A 15,791-nucleotide genomic window follows, 5' to 3' on the forward strand; every position below is an offset into this window, starting at 1 on the left:
AACCCCGCGGCGTGTCCGCAGAGCGAGCAGGTCCTTGGTCCACCGGAGCCGGCGGGAATAATTCGGATGGACCGAAAGGTTGGTACGCACACCCTACGGAAAGGAGCCGCCATGTCGCTCCAGCTCTTCGAGCTCGTCCCCACCACCCCGTCGCGTGAGGCCGCCGAGGCCCTCATCGCCCAGGTCTCTCAGGCCGTTGAGGCCGCCGGCGCCTCCGTCCTGGAGTCGCAGGTCACCGCCAGCCACGAACGCATCTTCACCATCGTCGAGCTCGCCTCCGACGACGTCACCGGCCTGACCGAGGCCGTCCGGTCCGCTGCTGCCGACGCCGAGGTCACCGGCCCCGACGAGGTCCGCCTCGTGGGCGCCGAGCTGGAGGACGTGCGCGCCCTGGCCCGCAAGGCCGACTACCTCGTGGAGTGGGACATCCCCGAGGAGATCTCCATGGAGACCTACCTGGCACGCAAGAAGGCCAACTCCCCCAAGTACGCCCAGGTGCCGGAGGTGAGCTTCCTGCGCACCTACGTGCGTGAGGACACGGTCAAGTGCCTGTGCTTCTACGACGCCCCCGACGAGGAGGCCGTGGTGCGCGCCCGCGAGGCCGTCTCCACCCCGATCGACCGCCTCCACGCCCTGGAGGGCTGAGGTCCCGATCAACCGATGAGGCGGGCGCCAACCCATAGCGCGGTTGGCGCCCGCCTCATGTCCTGTTCCCGACGGCGCAGCCCCTTCGCGCCTCGCCGGAGCCGCTGCCGCGAGGTCCCAGGGGTCTCAGCGCCGCATGCTGCGGGAGGCGGCGACCGACGTGATCGACAGGACCACGAGGGCGGCGGCGGGCGTGGCCACGGCCCAGGGGGCCCGTTCGATGTAGGGCAGTGCGTCGGACAGGACCAGTCCCCACTCCGGTGCCGGGCTCTGGGCACCCAGGCCCAGGAATCCCAGGGCCGCCAGGGCGAGGGCCTTGCCGGGCAGCCTCAGGGCCGCGTGGCGCGCCAGGGGGCCGACGACGGCGGGCAGGACCCGGGTCAGGGTGATCCGCACACGCCCCTCCCCCAGGACCGGGGCGAGGAGGACGTCGGGACGTTGCCGGTTCTCGGCGACGAGCCCGGCGGCGTGGGAGGCCAGGGGTGCCCAGCCGACGCCGGCCACGGCGATGGCGGCTCCCGTGGCACTGGGCCCGGAGACGCCGGCGACGATGAGGCCGGCCAGGATCGGCGGGGCGGCGTTGGCGACTTCGATGAATCCCGTGGCCGCCCGCGGCGCCAGCCCCACCAGGATGGCGATGACGAAGCAGACCACCGTGACGATGACGGCGCCGCTCACCGTGGACACGGCCCCGTGAGCCACCCGTGCCAGCACGTCGCGCCCGAGCGAGTCGGCGCCCAGTGGGAGAGCGGCACTGGGCTGTACGAGCTTGTCCGCGACGACGGCGTAGGGGTCGCGCCGAATCCCGACGGCCATCATGAGGGCCAGCAGGGCGGCACCGCTGACGGCGATGACGCGGGCAGCCCGCCCCGAGTGCTCCACCGGGGGCGGTGCCGTGAGTCCGCCCGCCCCAGCGGCCCGCCCCATGAGGAGGCGTCGGACCGCTCCGGCGATGACGCCGGTGGTCAGCGCCAGGGCGAGCAGCAGCAGAATCTGGGCCTGGAGGGCCGGCACGTCCTGGGCGGAGGCGGCGTCCAGGAGCTCGCGCCCCAGCCCGGGGATGGCGAAGATCTTCTCCACGGCGACCGCGCCGCCGGTCAGGGCGACGACGACAAGCGCCACCTGCCCGGTCAGTGGCGCCAGGGCCCGCCGCAGGACGGCTCCGGCCAGGGTTCGGCCGCGGATGCCGGCGGTGGACCAGGTGGCCACCCACCGTTCGGAGAAGGTGGCGGTGACGGCGTCGGAGACGAGTCCACCGAGGTAGCCGCCGGTGGGCAGGCCCAGGCTGAGGGCCGGCATGATGACCTTCTCGGGGCTGCCCCACCCGAAGGGCGGCAGGATCCTGAGGTAGACGGCCAGGACGAGCATGAGGATCGGGGCCAGGAGGTACTCGGGCAGGGAGATGAGGACCGCGGAGGCGGCGCCGCCGCGAGGCCGGGGGCGCCCTCGCAGCCCGTCGCGCAGCGCGGGCAGGACCAGGGCGGCGGCCACGACGACCCCGACGCCGAGCGCGGCAGCCATGAGGCTCAGGGAGACCCCGAAGGCGTCCACGGCATCCGGGCCGACGTCGGCCCCCGAGACCCAGGAGCGGCCCAGGTCGCCGCGGGCCACTCCGGCCAACCAGTGGCCGATGACGTGGAGGGGGCCGCCGTCGATCCCGATGCTCTTGCGGATGGATGCCAGGACCTCCGGTGTGGGCTCCCGGTCGGAGGAGGTGGCGCGCAGGATCGTCAGGGCCGGGTCCTTGCCCGAGAGCCATGGCAGCATGCCCACCAGACCCACGAGGCAGGCCAGGGCGAGCAGGCGCGAGATGCCGGTGACGAGGTCGCCCGTTCGCAGGCGCCCGGCGAGCCGAGTGAGCACGCCGCTCACTTCTTCACGGTCGTGGCCGAGGTGATGAGGGCGCGCTCGCCCGGGTCGCGCTGGGCGCCGGTGACTCCGGCGGCCTCGCCCTGGATGAGGCGCTCGTGGGCCAGCGGGATGGCGGCGCCGGAGGCGAGGATGGCCTGCTCGGCGGCCATGATGGCCTTGTGGCGCTCGTCGCCGGGTTGCGTGGCGGCGGCCTGGGAGATGGCGGCGTCGACCTTCTCGTCGTGCAGGCCGCTCATGGAGTAGGAGCCGGAGGAGGAGAAGTCGGCGGTCATGTAGGCGACGGCGTCGCCGGAGTCCAGGACGGTGGAGCGCGACACGAGGACGGCGTGGAACTTGCCGGCCAGGGCCTCGGACTCGATCTGGTTGTACTCGCGCACGTCCTGGGTGACCTTGAAGCCGGTGGCCTCGAGCTGCTGGGCCAGGAGGGGGACCATCTCTCCGAGCTCGGGGCGGTCGGTGTAGGAGGCCAGGGTGATGGCGGTGCCGGCGGGGACGGTCCCGGCGGCGGTGGCGCCGGGGACCTTGCCGGTGGCGGCCGCACCCGAGGCTCCGGGGTAGGTCTCCTTCTTCCAGGCGCGCAGCTCGGCGGCCCAGGGCACGGCCGGTCCCAGGAGTCCGACGGGGGAGTCGGCGTGGCCCTCGAAGACGGTCTTGATGAGGGCGGCAGGGTCGACGGCGTTGCGGGCGGCGGCGCGCAGGGCGGGGTCGGCGAAGGGGCCGGAGCGGGTGTTGAGGTAGAGGGTGGGGGTGCGCGGGGTGGCTACCTCGTGGAGAAGGTTCTTGTCGATGTTGCCAACCTGGGCGATGGGGACGGCTTCGACGATGTCAGCGGTGTCGGTGCGCAGGGCGTTGGCGCGGGCGGCGCCGTCGGGAACGTAGGTGACGTCGATGCCGGGGGCGGTGGCCTTCGTGCCCCAGTACTTGTCGTTGCGTTCCAGGGTGGCACCGGAGGAGCCGTTGGCCTGCTTGAGGATGAAGGCGCCGGTGCCGTGGCCGACGGGGTCGATGGCGCCGTCGGCGGAACTGGGGTAGGCGGCCGGGGACAGGATGACGAGCTGGGGGCTGGAGAGGCGCTGCGGCATGAGGGGGTCGGGGGCCGCGGTCGTCAGAAGGAGGTCCTTGCCGTCGGCCTTCGCGGTGAGCTTGACTCCATCCAGGACGCGCGGCGGCTTGGCCGCGGTGGCGGCGAAGGTGAGGGCGGCGGCCGCGTTCTCGGCGCTCAGGGCGGTGCCGTCGTGGAAGGTGACGCCCTCGCGCAGGGTGAGTCGCCAGGTGGTCTCGCCCTCACGCTTCCAGGCGGTGGCGAGCAGCTCCTGGGCATCGCCGTCGGCGTTGAGCGCGGTGAGGCTCTCGGCGCAGGACCACCGGGTGAGCTTGAGGCCGTCGGTGAGTGGGTTGAGCTTGCTCTCGGGGGCATGGAACATGGCCAGGCGGATGCGACCGTCGCCCGAGGAGCTGCGCGAGCAGGAGGCGATGGCGGCGGCGCCTGCTCCGACGCCGAGGGCGGCGAGGACCTGGCGGCGGGTGACGGCGGGGGCGGGCAGGGACATGGGTGCTCCTTCGGGCCTGGGTCGGGGTGTCAGCTGTCGGGGTGTCATCGGTCGGGAGGTCGTCAGTCGGTGGCGGCGGTCGGCAGGGTGGGGACGGCGTCGCGCAGGGCGCGGGTGGCCGTGTGCGTGGGCTTAGTGAGGAGGCGGCGCATGGGGGCGTCCTCGACGATGGAGCCCTCGTCCATGACCAGGGCCCGCTGGCAGACGCGGGCGACGGCGGCCAGGTCGTGCGACACCACCAGCAGGGCTGGGGCGGGCACGGCGCCGGAACCAGCTGGGGCGGGCACGGCGCCGGAACCAGCTGGGGCGGGCTCCGGCTCGCCACTCACGCCGGACTTGGCGGGGGGCTCCTGCTCATCGCTGGTGGTGGCGTCGGGGTCGGCCTCGATGGCCGCAAGCAGGTCGAGGGTCTGGCGGCGCAGGGCGGGGTCGAGCCCGGAGACCGGCTCGTCGAGCAGGAGGTAGCGCGGGGACAGGGCCAGGGCCCGGGCGATGGAGACCCGCTGCGCCTGGCCGCCGGAGATCTCGTGGGGCCGGCTCTCCCATATCTCGCGGCGAATCTCGAGGCTCTCCAGCACCCGCCGGGCCCGACTGGTGGCCTCCTCACGGTCGCGCACCACCCCCAGGGTGCGCAGCGGGGTGGCCACCTGCGCCAGCACTGAGCGGCGCGGGTGGAGGGTGGCGGCGGCGTCCTGGGGCACGTACTGCACCGCCCGCCGGAAGGCCCGCAGCGCTCGGGCTCCGCCTCGGCGCACGGGTTCGCCGTCGAGCAGGATCTCGCCGGCGTCTTCCGACCCCGGGGAGTCGAGCAGCAGCAGGGCGCGCAGCAGCGTCGTCTTGCCGCATCCTGAGCGTCCGATGAGGGCCACGTTCTCCCCCGGCTCCAGGCGCAGGTCCACGCCGCGCAGCACCTCTCGCCGCTCGCCGCCCGCCCCCGGGTGGGAGCGCCTGAGGCCACGGGTCTCAAGTCCGCTCATGCGGCGGCTCCCGCTGCGGCCAGGGCCCCGTCGATGGTTTCCTCGGCGCCGGCCTCGCACATGGCGGCCGTGACCGGATGCTCGGGGCGGGTCAGGACGGAGCGGGTCTGCCCCGACTCGATGATGGCGCCGTCGTGGAGGACGGCGATGTTCTCGCAGATGGCGGCGGCGGGCAGGTCGTGGGTGATGAGGAGCAGGGCGGGGGCCTGGGGCAGGCTGGTCAGGGAGCTCAGGAGCCCGAGGATCTCGGCGCGGGCGACGACGTCGAGGGCGGTGGTGGGCTCGTCGGCGATGATGAGGGCGGGTTCGGCGGCCAGGGCCAGGGCCAGGCTGACGCGTTGGCGCTGGCCTCCGGAGAGGCGCCCGGGGACGCGGTCGGCGAAGGACTCGTCGAGCCCGACGGCGTAGAGGTAGTCGGTGGCTCGCTCATCTGCCTCGTCCCGGCTGCGTCCGGCGGCCTGGGAGGCCAGGGCGATCTGGCGGCCGACCGCGATGAGCGGGTGCAGGGCGGTGGAGTGGTCCTGCGGGACCAGGGCGATCCGGCTGCCCCGGGGGCGCCGGGCGGCGGGCAGACCCAGCAGGTTGACGCCGCCGGCCTCGCCTGCCGCATCGGAGCTCGCACTCGGGTCGCTGCCTGCGTCAGCGTCATCGGGCTCAACGGTCAGGGAGCCGGCGACCCCCAGCGAGGCCGGGAGGGTGCCCGCGAGCGCGGCGCAGGTGAGGGACTTGCCGGCCCCAGAGGCGCCGACCAGGGCGGTCCGGCTTGCGGGGGCCAGGCGGAGGGCGACGCCGTTGACCAACGTCGTGCCGCCGGAGCGCACCACCAACGAACTGAGAACGATTGTCACACGCAAACACTAAATGCGAACGACATGTTTTTCAAATATGTGGTTTGTCAGCCCGGACGGTCACCACCGCCCCCTTTGAGCTACTTGATCCCGAGGCGCTTGAGGTCGCGCACGGCGCCCAGGTCGGCGCTGGTGGCGAGCATGGCGTAGGCGCGCAGCGCTGCGGAGACCTTACGGGGGCGGTCCACGTGCGGGGTCCAGGCGGCCTCACCGCGGGCCTCCTCCTCGGCGCGGCGGCGCTCGATCTCCTCCTCGCTCAGGCGCACGGAGATGGAGCGGCCCGGGATGTCGATGTCGATGACGTCGCCGCTGCGCACCAGGCCGATGAGCCCCCCGGCTGCCGCCTCCGGGGAGACGTGGCCGATGCTCAGCCCGGAGGTGCCCCCGGAGAAGCGCCCGTCGGTGAGCAGGGCGCACTCCTTGCCCAGGTGCATGGACTTGATGTAGGTGGTCGGGTAGAGCATCTCCTGCATGCCGGGGCCGCCGCGCGGTCCCTCGTGGCTGATGATGACGACGTCGCCGGAGGTCACCTGCTTGCCGAGGATCCCGGCGACGGCGTCCTCCTGGGACTCGAAGACGACGGCGGGCCCGGAGAAGGTCAGGATCGACTCGTCCACGCCGGCGGTCTTGACGATGCAGCCCTTCTCGGCAATGTTGCCGAAGAGGACGGCCAGGCCGCCGTCGGCGGAGTAGGCGTGCTCGATGTCGCGGATGCAGCCGGCGGCGCGGTCGGTGTCGAGGGACTCCCAGCGGGAGGCCTGGGAGAACATCTCGGTGGTGCGCACGCCGGCGGGGGCGGCGAGGTAGCCGGTGCGGATCTCCTCGCTGACCTGGGAGCCGGGAACGCCGTCGGGGCCGGGGCGGGCGATGTCGTAGGCGGCGAGCTCCTCACCCAGGGTGGTGCCCAGGACGTTGGAGGTGGTGGTCTCCAGCAGGCCGCCGCGGTCGAGCTCGCCGAGGATGCCGATGATGCCGCCGGCGCGGTGGACGTCCTCGATGTGGTAGAGGTTCGTCGAGGGCGCGACCTTGGCCAGGTGGGGGACCTTGCGCGAGAGGCGGTCGATGTCGGCCATGGTGAAGTCAACCTCGGCCTCCTGGGCGGCGGCCAGCAGATGCAGGACGGTGTTGGTGGAGCCGCCCATAGCGATGTCCAGGCTCATGGCGTTCTCGAAGGCCGCCTTGGTGGCGATGGAACGCGGCAGGACGGAGGCGTCGTCGTGCTCGTAGTAGGCCCGGGTGATCTCGACGATCTGGTGGCCGACGCGCTTGAAGAGTTCGCCACGGTCGGCGTGGGTGGCCAGCAGGGTGCCGTTCATGGGCAGGGCCAGGCCGAGGGCCTCGGTGAGGCAGTTCATGGAGTTGGCGGTGAACATGCCCGAGCAGGAGCCGCAGGTGGGGCAGGCCAGGCGCTCGATGGCGCTGATGGTCTCGTCGGCCACGGTGGGGTCGGCGGCGTCCATCATGGCGTCGATGAGGTCGAGCTTGCGGGTGGTGCCGTCGGCGGCGGTCATCTTGCCCGACTCCATGGGGCCGCCGGAGATGAAGATGGCCGGGATGTTGAGGCGCATGGCGGCCATGAGCATGCCCGGGGTGATCTTGTCGCAGTTGGAGATGCACACGAGGGCGTCGGCGCAGTGGGCGCTGACCATGTACTCCACGGAGTCGGCGATGAGGTCGCGGCTGGGCAGCGAGTAGAGCATGCCGTCGTGGCCCATGGCGATGCCGTCGTCGACGGCGATGGTGTTGAACTCCTTGGCCAGGCCGCCGGCGGCCTCGATCTCGGTGGCCACGAGGCGCCCGACGTCGCGCAGGCCCACGTGCCCGGGGACGAACTGGGTGAAGGAGTTCGCGATGGCGATGATCGGTTTGCCGAAGTCGGAGTCCTTGACGCCGGTGGCGCGCCACAGTGCACGGGCGCCCGCCATGTTGCGGCCGTGGGTGGAGGTGGCACTGCGGTACTGCGGCATGAGCGATTCCTTCTGGGGCAGACGGACTGGAACGGCGTCGCAAGGAGCCGGCCTCAGGGGGATGGCCAGCGCTTCACGACGCCGTGTTGCCATAGCGTAGCCCTCGTTGGCTCCGGGCGCCGCGCCGCTTCCTGTCCCTGAGACACGCTAAGGCCGACCCGGCGCGGTCACGGGCCTCCGTCCTGCGCCCCAAGGGGCCGCCCTCACCGCCGCGATTTGCGGAACAGCGGGCTTGCGTCATCGGCCGCGGTGGCGACGCTTGGCCCGCTCCCGACGACGGGCCCACTCCTCGTCCGCCTTCTGGCGACGACGACGACTCCGGTCACGGGAGGTACGGGTCGCGGTCTCCTCTCGGGCAGCGGCCAAGGCCGCCTGCGCAGCGGTGGATGGGCGCGCCCGAGCTGCCTCCTTGGCGGCCTGCCGGGCGGCGCGCTTGGGGTTGGGGCGGGGAGTCGACGACAAGCCCACCGGCCTGGACGCCGGTACCGGAGGAGAAGCCGCAGCCCGGTCGATGAGGGCCCCGCCGTGAGTCAGAAGGAAGTCGTAGAGCTCGACGTCGCTGGGCTCAGCCCCGAAGACGTGCCGTGCCGCCCGCACCGTGATGGCACGACTGATCGCGTCGCCGCTATGGCGGAGTTCATGGTGCTCGAGGACGCCGACCCAGAAGCGGCCGTCGAAGTAGAGGGTGAACTGGGCTGAGATGCAGGCGAGGACGGTGGACCGGCTGTCAGAGGCGGACATGTTCGACATGGGACTCCTTCGGGTGCGAGTGATCGCACCCGGCGCAGCAGGAGTCCCCGTGGCGACCGATGAACGGTGTCCCCGAGGTGACGAACGCCTGGTTGTCGCTTGCCCACGACGAGTTCGGGGCGGATGCAGGGCCTGTGGCCCGACGGCGTCATCCGGACTTCCTCCGGACCGTGCAGTTCGTGCTACCGGGTGTGGCGCGAGCGCGCCGCCCCCAGGCTAGCGCAGTGATCGCAACCCCGGGGCGCCGTACGCAGACGCGCGTTCGTACCGTAGGGCTCCGGGACGCACCCCTGAGGTACGTCTGGCGCCTACCGTACGAACGCGCGGACAGTGCCGGAGAGCTCGGCTCAGATGACGCCGAGGATCTCCGTGACGAAGACGAGGGTGTCGCCGCCGCGGATGCCGGCCTGCGGGACGCCGCGGTCGCCGTAGCCGAGCTCGGAGGGGATGGACAGCAGGAGGCGCGAGCCCACGCGCTGGCCCACGAGGCCGTCGTCCCAGCCGCGGATGACCATGCCGACACCGACCTGGAAGTTCAGCGGCTGGCCGCGGTCGTAGGAGTTGTCGAAGACGTCGCCACCCCAGATCTGGCCCAGGTAGTTGGCCACGATCGTGTCGCCGGCCTCGACCACCTTGCCGTCGCCGGCGTCGAGCACCTGGACCTGCAGCCCCTCGGGGGCCTCGGGCCCGGGGAAGGTGAGCGTGGGCTTCGTGCCCTTGGCGCCCTCGACGGAGGGCATGTTGGTGTTGATCATGCGGTGAGCCTACGCGAGGGCCCCGGTTCGACGCCGCAGCGGGCCTCGGCCCAGCGCGAACCCGGCGAGCGGGTCACGCAGTCCCGGGCGCTCAGGCGTTCGGGGCAGCGCCGGACATGCCTGGCAGCGTCTGGGACCGGAAGAGGCCCAATGCCGCCACGTACACGGCTGGGGCCGGGACGCATCACCTGCGTCCCGGCCCCAGCCGAGGTAGTGGCGTGAGGCCGGATCGGACGAACCGGTCCCGGCCCCGCGCCGTGAGCTCAGTCGCGGAAGTAGCTCAGCAGGCGCAGGAACTCCACGTAGAGCCACACGAGGGTGACGACCAGGCCGAAGGCCCCCGCCCAGGCGTAGCGTCGGGGCAGCCCGTTGCGGACCCCGTTCTCAATGAACTCGAAGTCCATGGCCAGGAAGTGGGCGGCAAGAATGACCCCGAGGATTCCCAGCGGAATGCCCAGTGGGATCCCCATGATGGTCAGGGAGCGCAGGCCCCAGGCGCCAGTGGTCGCGCCAGTCATCTGGAGGACGACGTTGATGAGGCTGAAGATCATGTAGCCGAAGGTGGCCACGACCACCACCTTGCGCAACCTGCCCTGGACCCGGAAGCCACCAAAGGAGTAGGCCACGAGCATGACGCCGAAGGTGGCCAGTGTTGCGAGCACGGCCTGGACGACGATGCCCTCGTAGCGGGCCTCCATGAAGCCGGAGATGCTGCCCAGCAGCAGTCCCTCGAAGGCCGCGTAGACCAGGATGAGGGCCGGGGAGGGCTCCCGCTTGTAGGTGTTGACCAGGCCGAGGATGAAGCTGCCGACAAGGCCGCCGAACATCGCCAGGAAGCTCAGCCCGGCGACCGCCTCATCGGTGCTGGTCGCCAGGTTCCAGGACAGGGCGCCCATGGCCAGGATGACGGCGAACATACCGGCGGTGCGGATGATGACGTCGTCGTAGGTCATGCGGCGCATGACCGCGTTGGTGGCCGACGGCGCCTGGTACTGGGCCTCCAGGCCGGCCATCTGCTCGGGACTCACCTGGCCGTACTGGTTGGCGGTCTGACCGTACTGCCCGTACTGGCCGTAGCCGGCCGCCTGCTGGCCGTACTGGCCGGCCTGGTAGCCGGGCATCGTGGGGTAGCCGTTGGGCGTCTGAGCCGGGGCGCTCCCAGGTGCCTGGCCGCCGGTCTGGAAGGCGGCGCTTCGGTCGAAGAAGGGGTTGGACATGTTCCTCTCATCCTCTCTGAGGGGGCTGGGACCGTCGGCCCGGAGAGGCCGCCGCTCGCAGTGCGGTCCGGCCGTCGAGGGCCGGCACCGGAAACTGCGCACATTATGCGCATCCCCAGCACGGTCAGGGGAACCCATTTCCCTCACAACGTAGTCCTCAGGGGAGAGCTCCCCACTCATGTGACGAGCGCCGTCGCCTCCTCGGCCACCTCCCACGTCTCCCCTCGACCGATCGGTTCTCATCCTCCAGGAGGACCCTCCTCCCCCTGTCGGCCCCGCCCCAGCCGGCCCGGAGTTCGTCACCTCGGCCGATTCGCCCACGACGGCGCGCTCCTAGGCTGAAGCCATCCGGTTGCTCCTTAGGAGAAACCCCCGAAAAACCACGGCGAACCACCCACCCATCCCCCTCGTCAGAGGCCCACGTCGAAGAGAGAACATCATGATCGAGGCAGTCAATCTCACCAAGCGCTACGGCAGTAAGACGGCGGTGGACAACATCTCCTTCACCGTCGAGCCCGGCACCGTCACCGGCTTCCTGGGCCCCAACGGGGCGGGCAAGTCCACCACGATGCGCATGATCATGGGCCTGGACAAGCCCACCAGCGGCAAGGTCACTATCAACGGGCGCCCCTACCGGCAGCTGTCGGCCCCCCTGTGCGAGGTCGGAGCCCTGCTGGACGCCAAGGGCCTGCACGGCTCACGCAGCGCCCGCAGTCACCTGCGCCAGCTGGCCACCTCCAACGGCATCTCCGCCAAGCGGGTCGACGAGGTCCTGGAGATCACCGGCCTGACCTCGGTGGCCAAGAAGCGCGTCAAGGGCTTCTCCCTGGGCATGGGACAGCGCCTGGGCATGGCAGCAGCCCTGCTGGGCGACCCCGGCGTGCTCCTGTTCGACGAGCCCGTCAACGGCCTGGACCCCGAGGGCGTCAAGTGGGTGCGTGAGACCTGCCGCCGTCTGGCCGGCGAGGGCCGCACCGTGTTCATCTCCTCCCATCTCATGAGTGAGATGGCGCAGACCGCGGACCATCTCCTGGTCATCGGCCGCGGCCGGATCCTGACGGCCGGCCCGGTCGAGGACGTCATCGCCTCGGCCACCACCGACCGGGTGCGCGTGGCCTCCCCTCAGGCCACACAGCTCGCCGAGCTGATGGCCTCCCGCAACCTGGCCGCCCGGCCCGTGGCCCCCAACGTCCTGGAGACCACCGCAACCACCGCCGCGACCATCGGTGAGCTGGCCGCCCAGGGCGGCATCGTCCTGCACGAGCTCACCACCATCCGCGCCAGCCTCGAAGAGGCCTACATGAGCCTGACCAGCGACTCCGTGGAGTACCGCACCGACCCCGCGTCCCAGGCCCAGATGCAGCAGGCCGTTCCTCAGGGCTCCGCCCGGGGCTGAGGTGCGCCTCCTCGGCGCACCGCGCCCGCCATCAGCAGCTCCATCCGTCTCACTCCGGAAGGCCCAGCCATGAGTACCCACATCCCAGCACATGCCTCAGCCGCCCCCACAGCCCAAGCCCCGGCGCGCACCGCCGTCGGGACCGCCCCTCGCCCAGCCGGCCCACGCATCCGGGGCCGCCAGACCATCCTGCACTCCTTACGTGCGGAGTGGATCAAGTTCTGGTCCCTGCGCTCGACCTGGATCACCTCCTTCATCACCATCACCCTGACCGTCCTGTTCGGCGCCGGCCTCACCGCCGCCTTCGGACGGTCGGAGCAGTACCAGGACATGGCCAAGGACATGATCACCTCCGGTCTGACATTCGGGCAGGTCGTGGTCGCGGTCCTGGGGGCCCTCATCATCACCGGGGAGTACTCCTCCGGTCAGATCCGATCCTCCCTGGCCGCCGTCCCCAGGCGCGGCCGGCTCCTGCTGTCCAAGGCCGTGGTCCTCAGCGTTGTCGCCTTCCTGCTGGGCTCGGTGTCCGTGTTCCTGTCCTGGGCGATCTCCAAGCCCTTCATCGGAGAGCACGCCGGTTCCCTCACCGACTCGCAGTACGCCGGCCACATCTGGGGCTCGGGCCTGGTCTTCGCCGCCATCGCCCTGATGGCCCTGGGCATCGGCTTCCTGCTGCGCTCCACCGCCGGCACCATCACCGTGATCGTCTCCCTCCTGTTCATCATCACCACTCCCCTCCAGCTCGCGGCCGGCAAGTGGGAATGGATCTACAAGATCATCGGCTGCCTGCCCAGCACCGTCTCCGAAGCCGTCTCCGACCCGTTCCAGCGCATCACCGAGTGGGGTGGGCAGGGCGCCCAGTTCCTCACCCACGGCCAGGCCATCGCGGTCTTCGCCGCCTGGGCGCTCATCCCGCTCATCGTGGCCTGGTTCGTCTTCTCCCGGCGCGACGCCTGAGCCCGGCGGGCCTCAGCCGTCAGCCGGAGGTGATGCCCCATGTCAGCCTCCACTCCCTCCCACCCGGCCTCCGGCCCCTCCTCACCTCGAGACGGCACCGGCACCCCGTCTGGCTCCTCCGCCGCTGACTCCCCCGGCAGTGCAGCCGCATCGGCCGCCGAGAGCCGGGCGGGCGCAGGGCTGCACGCGGTTCTGACCAACCCTGTTCTCCTGCGGACCCTCATCCGTTCCCTACCGACGACGCCCTTCCCCGATCCGACGATCCCCGCCTCCGACGATGGCAGGAAGAGTCCCCATCTTCGGGGGCGGGCCTCTCAGCCGCACAAGTCGACGTCGATCACGACCCCCTGGAATGACACACTGAGCCCTATGTCCAGCCAGCTGCCCAGCCCCCAGCCCGGCCGTGCCGCCACCACCATGCCCGACGAGGACGACCTGGAGCTCCAGACCGAGTCACGGGGCCTGCTGCGCGCGATCAGGCAGTGGTACTACCGCCATCCGACGATCATCGACATCTCCATCGCTGCCGGCGTCGTTACATACGCCTTCTTCGCGGGTGTCACGTTTCTTCTGCGGCCAAGCAGCCTGGTAAAGGCCCATCCCATCCTGCCTTTGGCGTTGATCGCGATCGCACTGTTGGGGATCGCGCTGGCACTTCGCCGACGCGCCCCTCTGTGGAGCTGGGCCGCCATACTCCTGGTCCCGGAGGTCTATCAGTTCGCAATCCAGCGGGCCTTCCATCTCACGATGGAGCAGCTGCTGTACGCGGCCATCGGTGTCAGCGGCATGGGGTTGATATCACTCCCCTTCGCCCTGGGCGCCATCGCCTCGCACCGCAGGCCGGCCGCCGCATGGACCGCGGGGGGCATCTCCCTGGTGGTTCTCATGCTGGACCTCAGCCTGACAACTCCTGGTCTGTCGGTTGGGGAGCTCCTGCGCAACATCGCCTTGCTGGTTCTCCTCATCCTGATCGGCATCGTGATCGGTTTCAATACCCGCTCCGCCCGCCTGCGACTCAAGGCCATAGAGCTCCGCTCGGCCCGGATGGCCCTGGCGAGCGAGCAGGCGGCGCTGCTGGCGGCCGCCGAGGAGCGCAGTCGCATCGCCCGGGAGATGCACGACGTCGTCGCCCACTCCCTGGCCGTCATGATCACCATGGCCGACGGCGCCGCCGCCACCGTGGAGCGCAATCCGGCCACGGCCAAGCAGGCCATGGAGACCCTGGCCGAGGCCGGACGCAGTGCCCTGGCCGACACCCGCCGCCTCGTGGGGGTCCTGCGGGAGGACCCCTCAGTCGCCGCGGGGCACTCCCCCACCTCGGAGGACTCGTCGGGCTCCGCCTCCTCATCCGGCGCGCAGGACGCGGCACCGCTCCCCGACCAGTCCTCCTCCACCCACCTCCCCCACTGGAACCTGAAAGGCAGGACGGCGGGAGCCTCGCAGTCCCCGGAGCCCCCAGCACCCCCTGAGAGCTCACCGTCGTCGGCCCACCAGCACGAGGTCCGAGACCTGCCGGTGCCCGAGTTCGCACCCCTGGGGACAGTGACGCCGGTCGAGCCCAGTGCCCCCATCGCCAGTCTGCGCCAGCAGGCCACCGATGGCGCGGGCGACCAGTCCCAGGGCGACCTGCCCCTGGCTCCTTCCCCGGAGCAGGCCGACATCACCGAGCTGGTCAAGCGCTTCGTGGCTGCGGGGGTGCCCGTCAGCTACCGGTGGGTGGGGGCGGCACTGCCGGAGGACAAGGCCCTCCAGCTCACCGTGTTCCGCATCGCTCAGGAGGCGCTGACCAACGTGCTGCGCTACGCCCCGACGACGCCGTCCGTCAGCGTCGACGTCGAACGGCACATCGGCACCGTGGTCCTCACCGTGGACAACGAGGCAGCCCCCGGCACACGTCCGATGCACGGATCCGGCAAGGGTCTGATCGGCATGCGGGAACGCGCATCGGTCTATGGTGGGACCGTACAGGCCGGCCCGACCCCCACGGGTTGGCGAGTCCGTGCAGTCCTGCGCTGGGACGAGCATGACGAAGGGACTTTCTCATGGCAGACGCCCCTATGAGCAGTGGCGAGCCCCTCCAGCCCGACGAGTCGGAGCGCCCCGGCGAGGTCAGGGGGCCGATCAGCGTCGTGCTCGCCGACGACCAGGCGCTCATGCGCATGGGCTTCCGCATGGTGCTGGAGGCCGAGGAGGACATCACCGTCGTCGGCGAGGCCTCCGACGGGACCTCCGCCCTGGCCCAGGCCAAGGCCCTGCACCCCGACGTCATCCTCATGGACGTGCGCATGCCGGGCATGAACGGCATCGAGGCCACCGAGCTCATCGCCCGGGACTGCCCGGGCACGCGCGTGCTCATCCTGACCACCTTCGACCTGGACGAGTACGCCTTCGCCGGGCTGCGCGCCGGGGCCTCCGGCTTCCTGCTCAAGGACACCCGGCCCACCGAGCTCGCCGAGGCGATCCGCACCGTGGCCTCCGGGGAAGCAGTCGTCTCACCGCGCATCACCCAACGGATGCTGGAGATGTTCGCCGCCTCGCTGCCGAGCTCGAACGCGCCGGCACAGCCCTCATCGGACCCGCGGATCGACTCGCTGACCCCACGCGAGAAGGAGATCCTCGTGCTCATGAGTCAGGGCATGTCGAACGCGGAGATCGCCGCGCACCTCGTCGTCTCAGCCACCACCGTCAAGACCCACGTGGGCAATGTGCTCGCCAAGCTCGACGTGCGCGACCGGGTCCAGGCCGTCGTCGTCGCCTACGAGACCGGCCTCATGGCCTGATGACCGTCCACCGGGATCGGGTGGGACAGGTGCTCGACGGAGTGGACGGGCCTGGCGGGAGCGCAGTGAGGAACGAA

The 15,791-nt window shown here is 71.1% G+C and carries 13 protein-coding genes; 5 read left to right on the plus strand and 8 right to left on the minus strand.

Features of this window, described 5'->3' with window-relative positions:
* The first annotated feature begins 111 nt into the window (after window positions 1-111).
* Window positions 112-645: a DUF4242 domain-containing protein gene (locus RIV12_RS10520; RefSeq protein ID WP_309323692.1), complete on the plus strand. Its 534-nt coding sequence runs from the start codon at window positions 112-114 to the stop codon at window positions 643-645.
* Window positions 646-771: 126 nt separating this feature from the next.
* Here the strand turns inward: RIV12_RS10520 and RIV12_RS10525 are convergent, their stop codons facing one another.
* The 8 genes from RIV12_RS10525 to RIV12_RS10560 all read right to left on the minus strand — a co-directional run bounded on the left by RIV12_RS10525 (window position 772) and on the right by RIV12_RS10560 (window position 10,581).
* Window positions 772-2,517 carry an ABC transporter permease subunit gene (locus tag RIV12_RS10525; RefSeq protein ID WP_309323693.1) on the minus strand — a complete coding sequence of 582 codons (1,746 nt, stop codon included), beginning with the start codon at window positions 2,515-2,517 and terminating at the stop codon, window positions 772-774.
* Window positions 2,514-4,067: an ABC transporter substrate-binding protein gene (locus RIV12_RS10530; RefSeq protein ID WP_309323694.1), complete on the minus strand. Its 1,554-nt coding sequence runs from the start codon at window positions 4,065-4,067 to the stop codon at window positions 2,514-2,516. The genes RIV12_RS10525 and RIV12_RS10530 overlap by 4 nt, the downstream gene beginning before the upstream one ends.
* Before the next feature lie 62 nt (window positions 4,068-4,129).
* Window positions 4,130-5,044 carry an ABC transporter ATP-binding protein gene (locus RIV12_RS10535; RefSeq protein ID WP_309323696.1) on the minus strand — a complete coding sequence of 305 codons (915 nt, stop codon included), beginning with the start codon at window positions 5,042-5,044 and terminating at the stop codon, window positions 4,130-4,132.
* A complete protein-coding gene (locus tag RIV12_RS10540) occupies window positions 5,041-5,892 on the minus strand; it encodes an ATP-binding cassette domain-containing protein (RefSeq protein WP_309323698.1) in 852 nt (283 codons plus the stop codon). The genes RIV12_RS10535 and RIV12_RS10540 overlap by 4 nt, the downstream gene beginning before the upstream one ends.
* A gap of 80 nt (window positions 5,893-5,972) precedes the next feature.
* Complete coding sequence (gene ilvD / locus RIV12_RS10545; protein WP_309323700.1) at window positions 5,973-7,859, minus strand: dihydroxy-acid dehydratase; 1,887 nt, start codon at window positions 7,857-7,859, stop codon at window positions 5,973-5,975.
* A gap of 237 nt (window positions 7,860-8,096) precedes the next feature.
* Window positions 8,097-8,609, minus strand: coding sequence for a YjdF family protein (locus RIV12_RS10550; protein WP_309323702.1), 513 nt, complete (start codon window positions 8,607-8,609; stop codon window positions 8,097-8,099).
* A gap of 347 nt (window positions 8,610-8,956) precedes the next feature.
* Window positions 8,957-9,364: an FKBP-type peptidyl-prolyl cis-trans isomerase gene (locus RIV12_RS10555; RefSeq protein WP_309323703.1), complete on the minus strand. Its 408-nt coding sequence runs from the start codon at window positions 9,362-9,364 to the stop codon at window positions 8,957-8,959.
* A gap of 263 nt (window positions 9,365-9,627) precedes the next feature.
* Window positions 9,628-10,581, minus strand: coding sequence for a Bax inhibitor-1/YccA family protein (locus RIV12_RS10560; RefSeq protein ID WP_309323705.1), 954 nt, complete (start codon window positions 10,579-10,581; stop codon window positions 9,628-9,630).
* 439 nt (window positions 10,582-11,020) lie between these two features.
* Here RIV12_RS10560 and RIV12_RS10565 point away from each other — a divergent pair, with 439 nt between their 5' ends.
* The 4 genes from RIV12_RS10565 to RIV12_RS10580 all read left to right on the plus strand — a co-directional run bounded on the left by RIV12_RS10565 (window position 11,021) and on the right by RIV12_RS10580 (window position 15,714).
* Window positions 11,021-11,977 carry an ABC transporter ATP-binding protein gene (locus RIV12_RS10565; protein ID WP_309323707.1) on the plus strand — a complete coding sequence of 319 codons (957 nt, stop codon included), beginning with the start codon at window positions 11,021-11,023 and terminating at the stop codon, window positions 11,975-11,977.
* A gap of 69 nt (window positions 11,978-12,046) precedes the next feature.
* Window positions 12,047-12,934, plus strand: coding sequence for an ABC transporter permease (locus RIV12_RS10570; RefSeq protein WP_309323709.1), 888 nt, complete (start codon window positions 12,047-12,049; stop codon window positions 12,932-12,934).
* Window positions 12,935-12,973: 39 nt separating this feature from the next.
* Window positions 12,974-14,995 carry a sensor histidine kinase gene (locus RIV12_RS10575; RefSeq protein WP_309323712.1) on the plus strand — a complete coding sequence of 674 codons (2,022 nt, stop codon included), beginning with the start codon at window positions 12,974-12,976 and terminating at the stop codon, window positions 14,993-14,995.
* Window positions 14,977-15,714 (plus strand): response regulator, encoded by a 738-nt coding sequence (locus RIV12_RS10580; RefSeq protein WP_309323714.1) that lies wholly within the window; start codon window positions 14,977-14,979, stop codon window positions 15,712-15,714. Before RIV12_RS10575 ends, RIV12_RS10580 begins: the two co-directional genes overlap by 19 nt.
* Window positions 15,715-15,791: the final 77 nt, after the last annotated feature.

This window comes from Actinomyces stomatis, assembly GCF_031292835.1.
GTDB classification, from domain to species: domain Bacteria; phylum Actinomycetota; class Actinomycetes; order Actinomycetales; family Actinomycetaceae; genus Actinomyces; species Actinomyces stomatis.

Coding starts and splice junctions, on each gene's coding strand:
- RIV12_RS10550 (WP_309323702.1), bottom strand. CDS start 8,609: ATGTCGAACATGTCCGCCTCTGACAGCCGGTCCACCGTCCTCGCCTGC.
- RIV12_RS10575 (WP_309323712.1), top strand. CDS start 12,974: ATGTCAGCCTCCACTCCCTCCCACCCGGCCTCCGGCCCCTCCTCACCT.
- RIV12_RS10520 (WP_309323692.1), top strand. CDS start 112: ATGTCGCTCCAGCTCTTCGAGCTCGTCCCCACCACCCCGTCGCGTGAG.
- RIV12_RS10560 (WP_309323705.1), bottom strand. CDS start 10,581: ATGTCCAACCCCTTCTTCGACCGAAGCGCCGCCTTCCAGACCGGCGGC.
- RIV12_RS10535 (WP_309323696.1), bottom strand. CDS start 5,044: ATGAGCGGACTTGAGACCCGTGGCCTCAGGCGCTCCCACCCGGGGGCG.
- RIV12_RS10565 (WP_309323707.1), top strand. CDS start 11,021: ATGATCGAGGCAGTCAATCTCACCAAGCGCTACGGCAGTAAGACGGCG.
- ilvD (WP_309323700.1), bottom strand. CDS start 7,859: ATGCCGCAGTACCGCAGTGCCACCTCCACCCACGGCCGCAACATGGCG.
- RIV12_RS10570 (WP_309323709.1), top strand. CDS start 12,047: ATGAGTACCCACATCCCAGCACATGCCTCAGCCGCCCCCACAGCCCAA.
- RIV12_RS10580 (WP_309323714.1), top strand. CDS start 14,977: ATGGCAGACGCCCCTATGAGCAGTGGCGAGCCCCTCCAGCCCGACGAG.
- RIV12_RS10555 (WP_309323703.1), bottom strand. CDS start 9,364: ATGATCAACACCAACATGCCCTCCGTCGAGGGCGCCAAGGGCACGAAG.
- RIV12_RS10530 (WP_309323694.1), bottom strand. CDS start 4,067: ATGTCCCTGCCCGCCCCCGCCGTCACCCGCCGCCAGGTCCTCGCCGCC.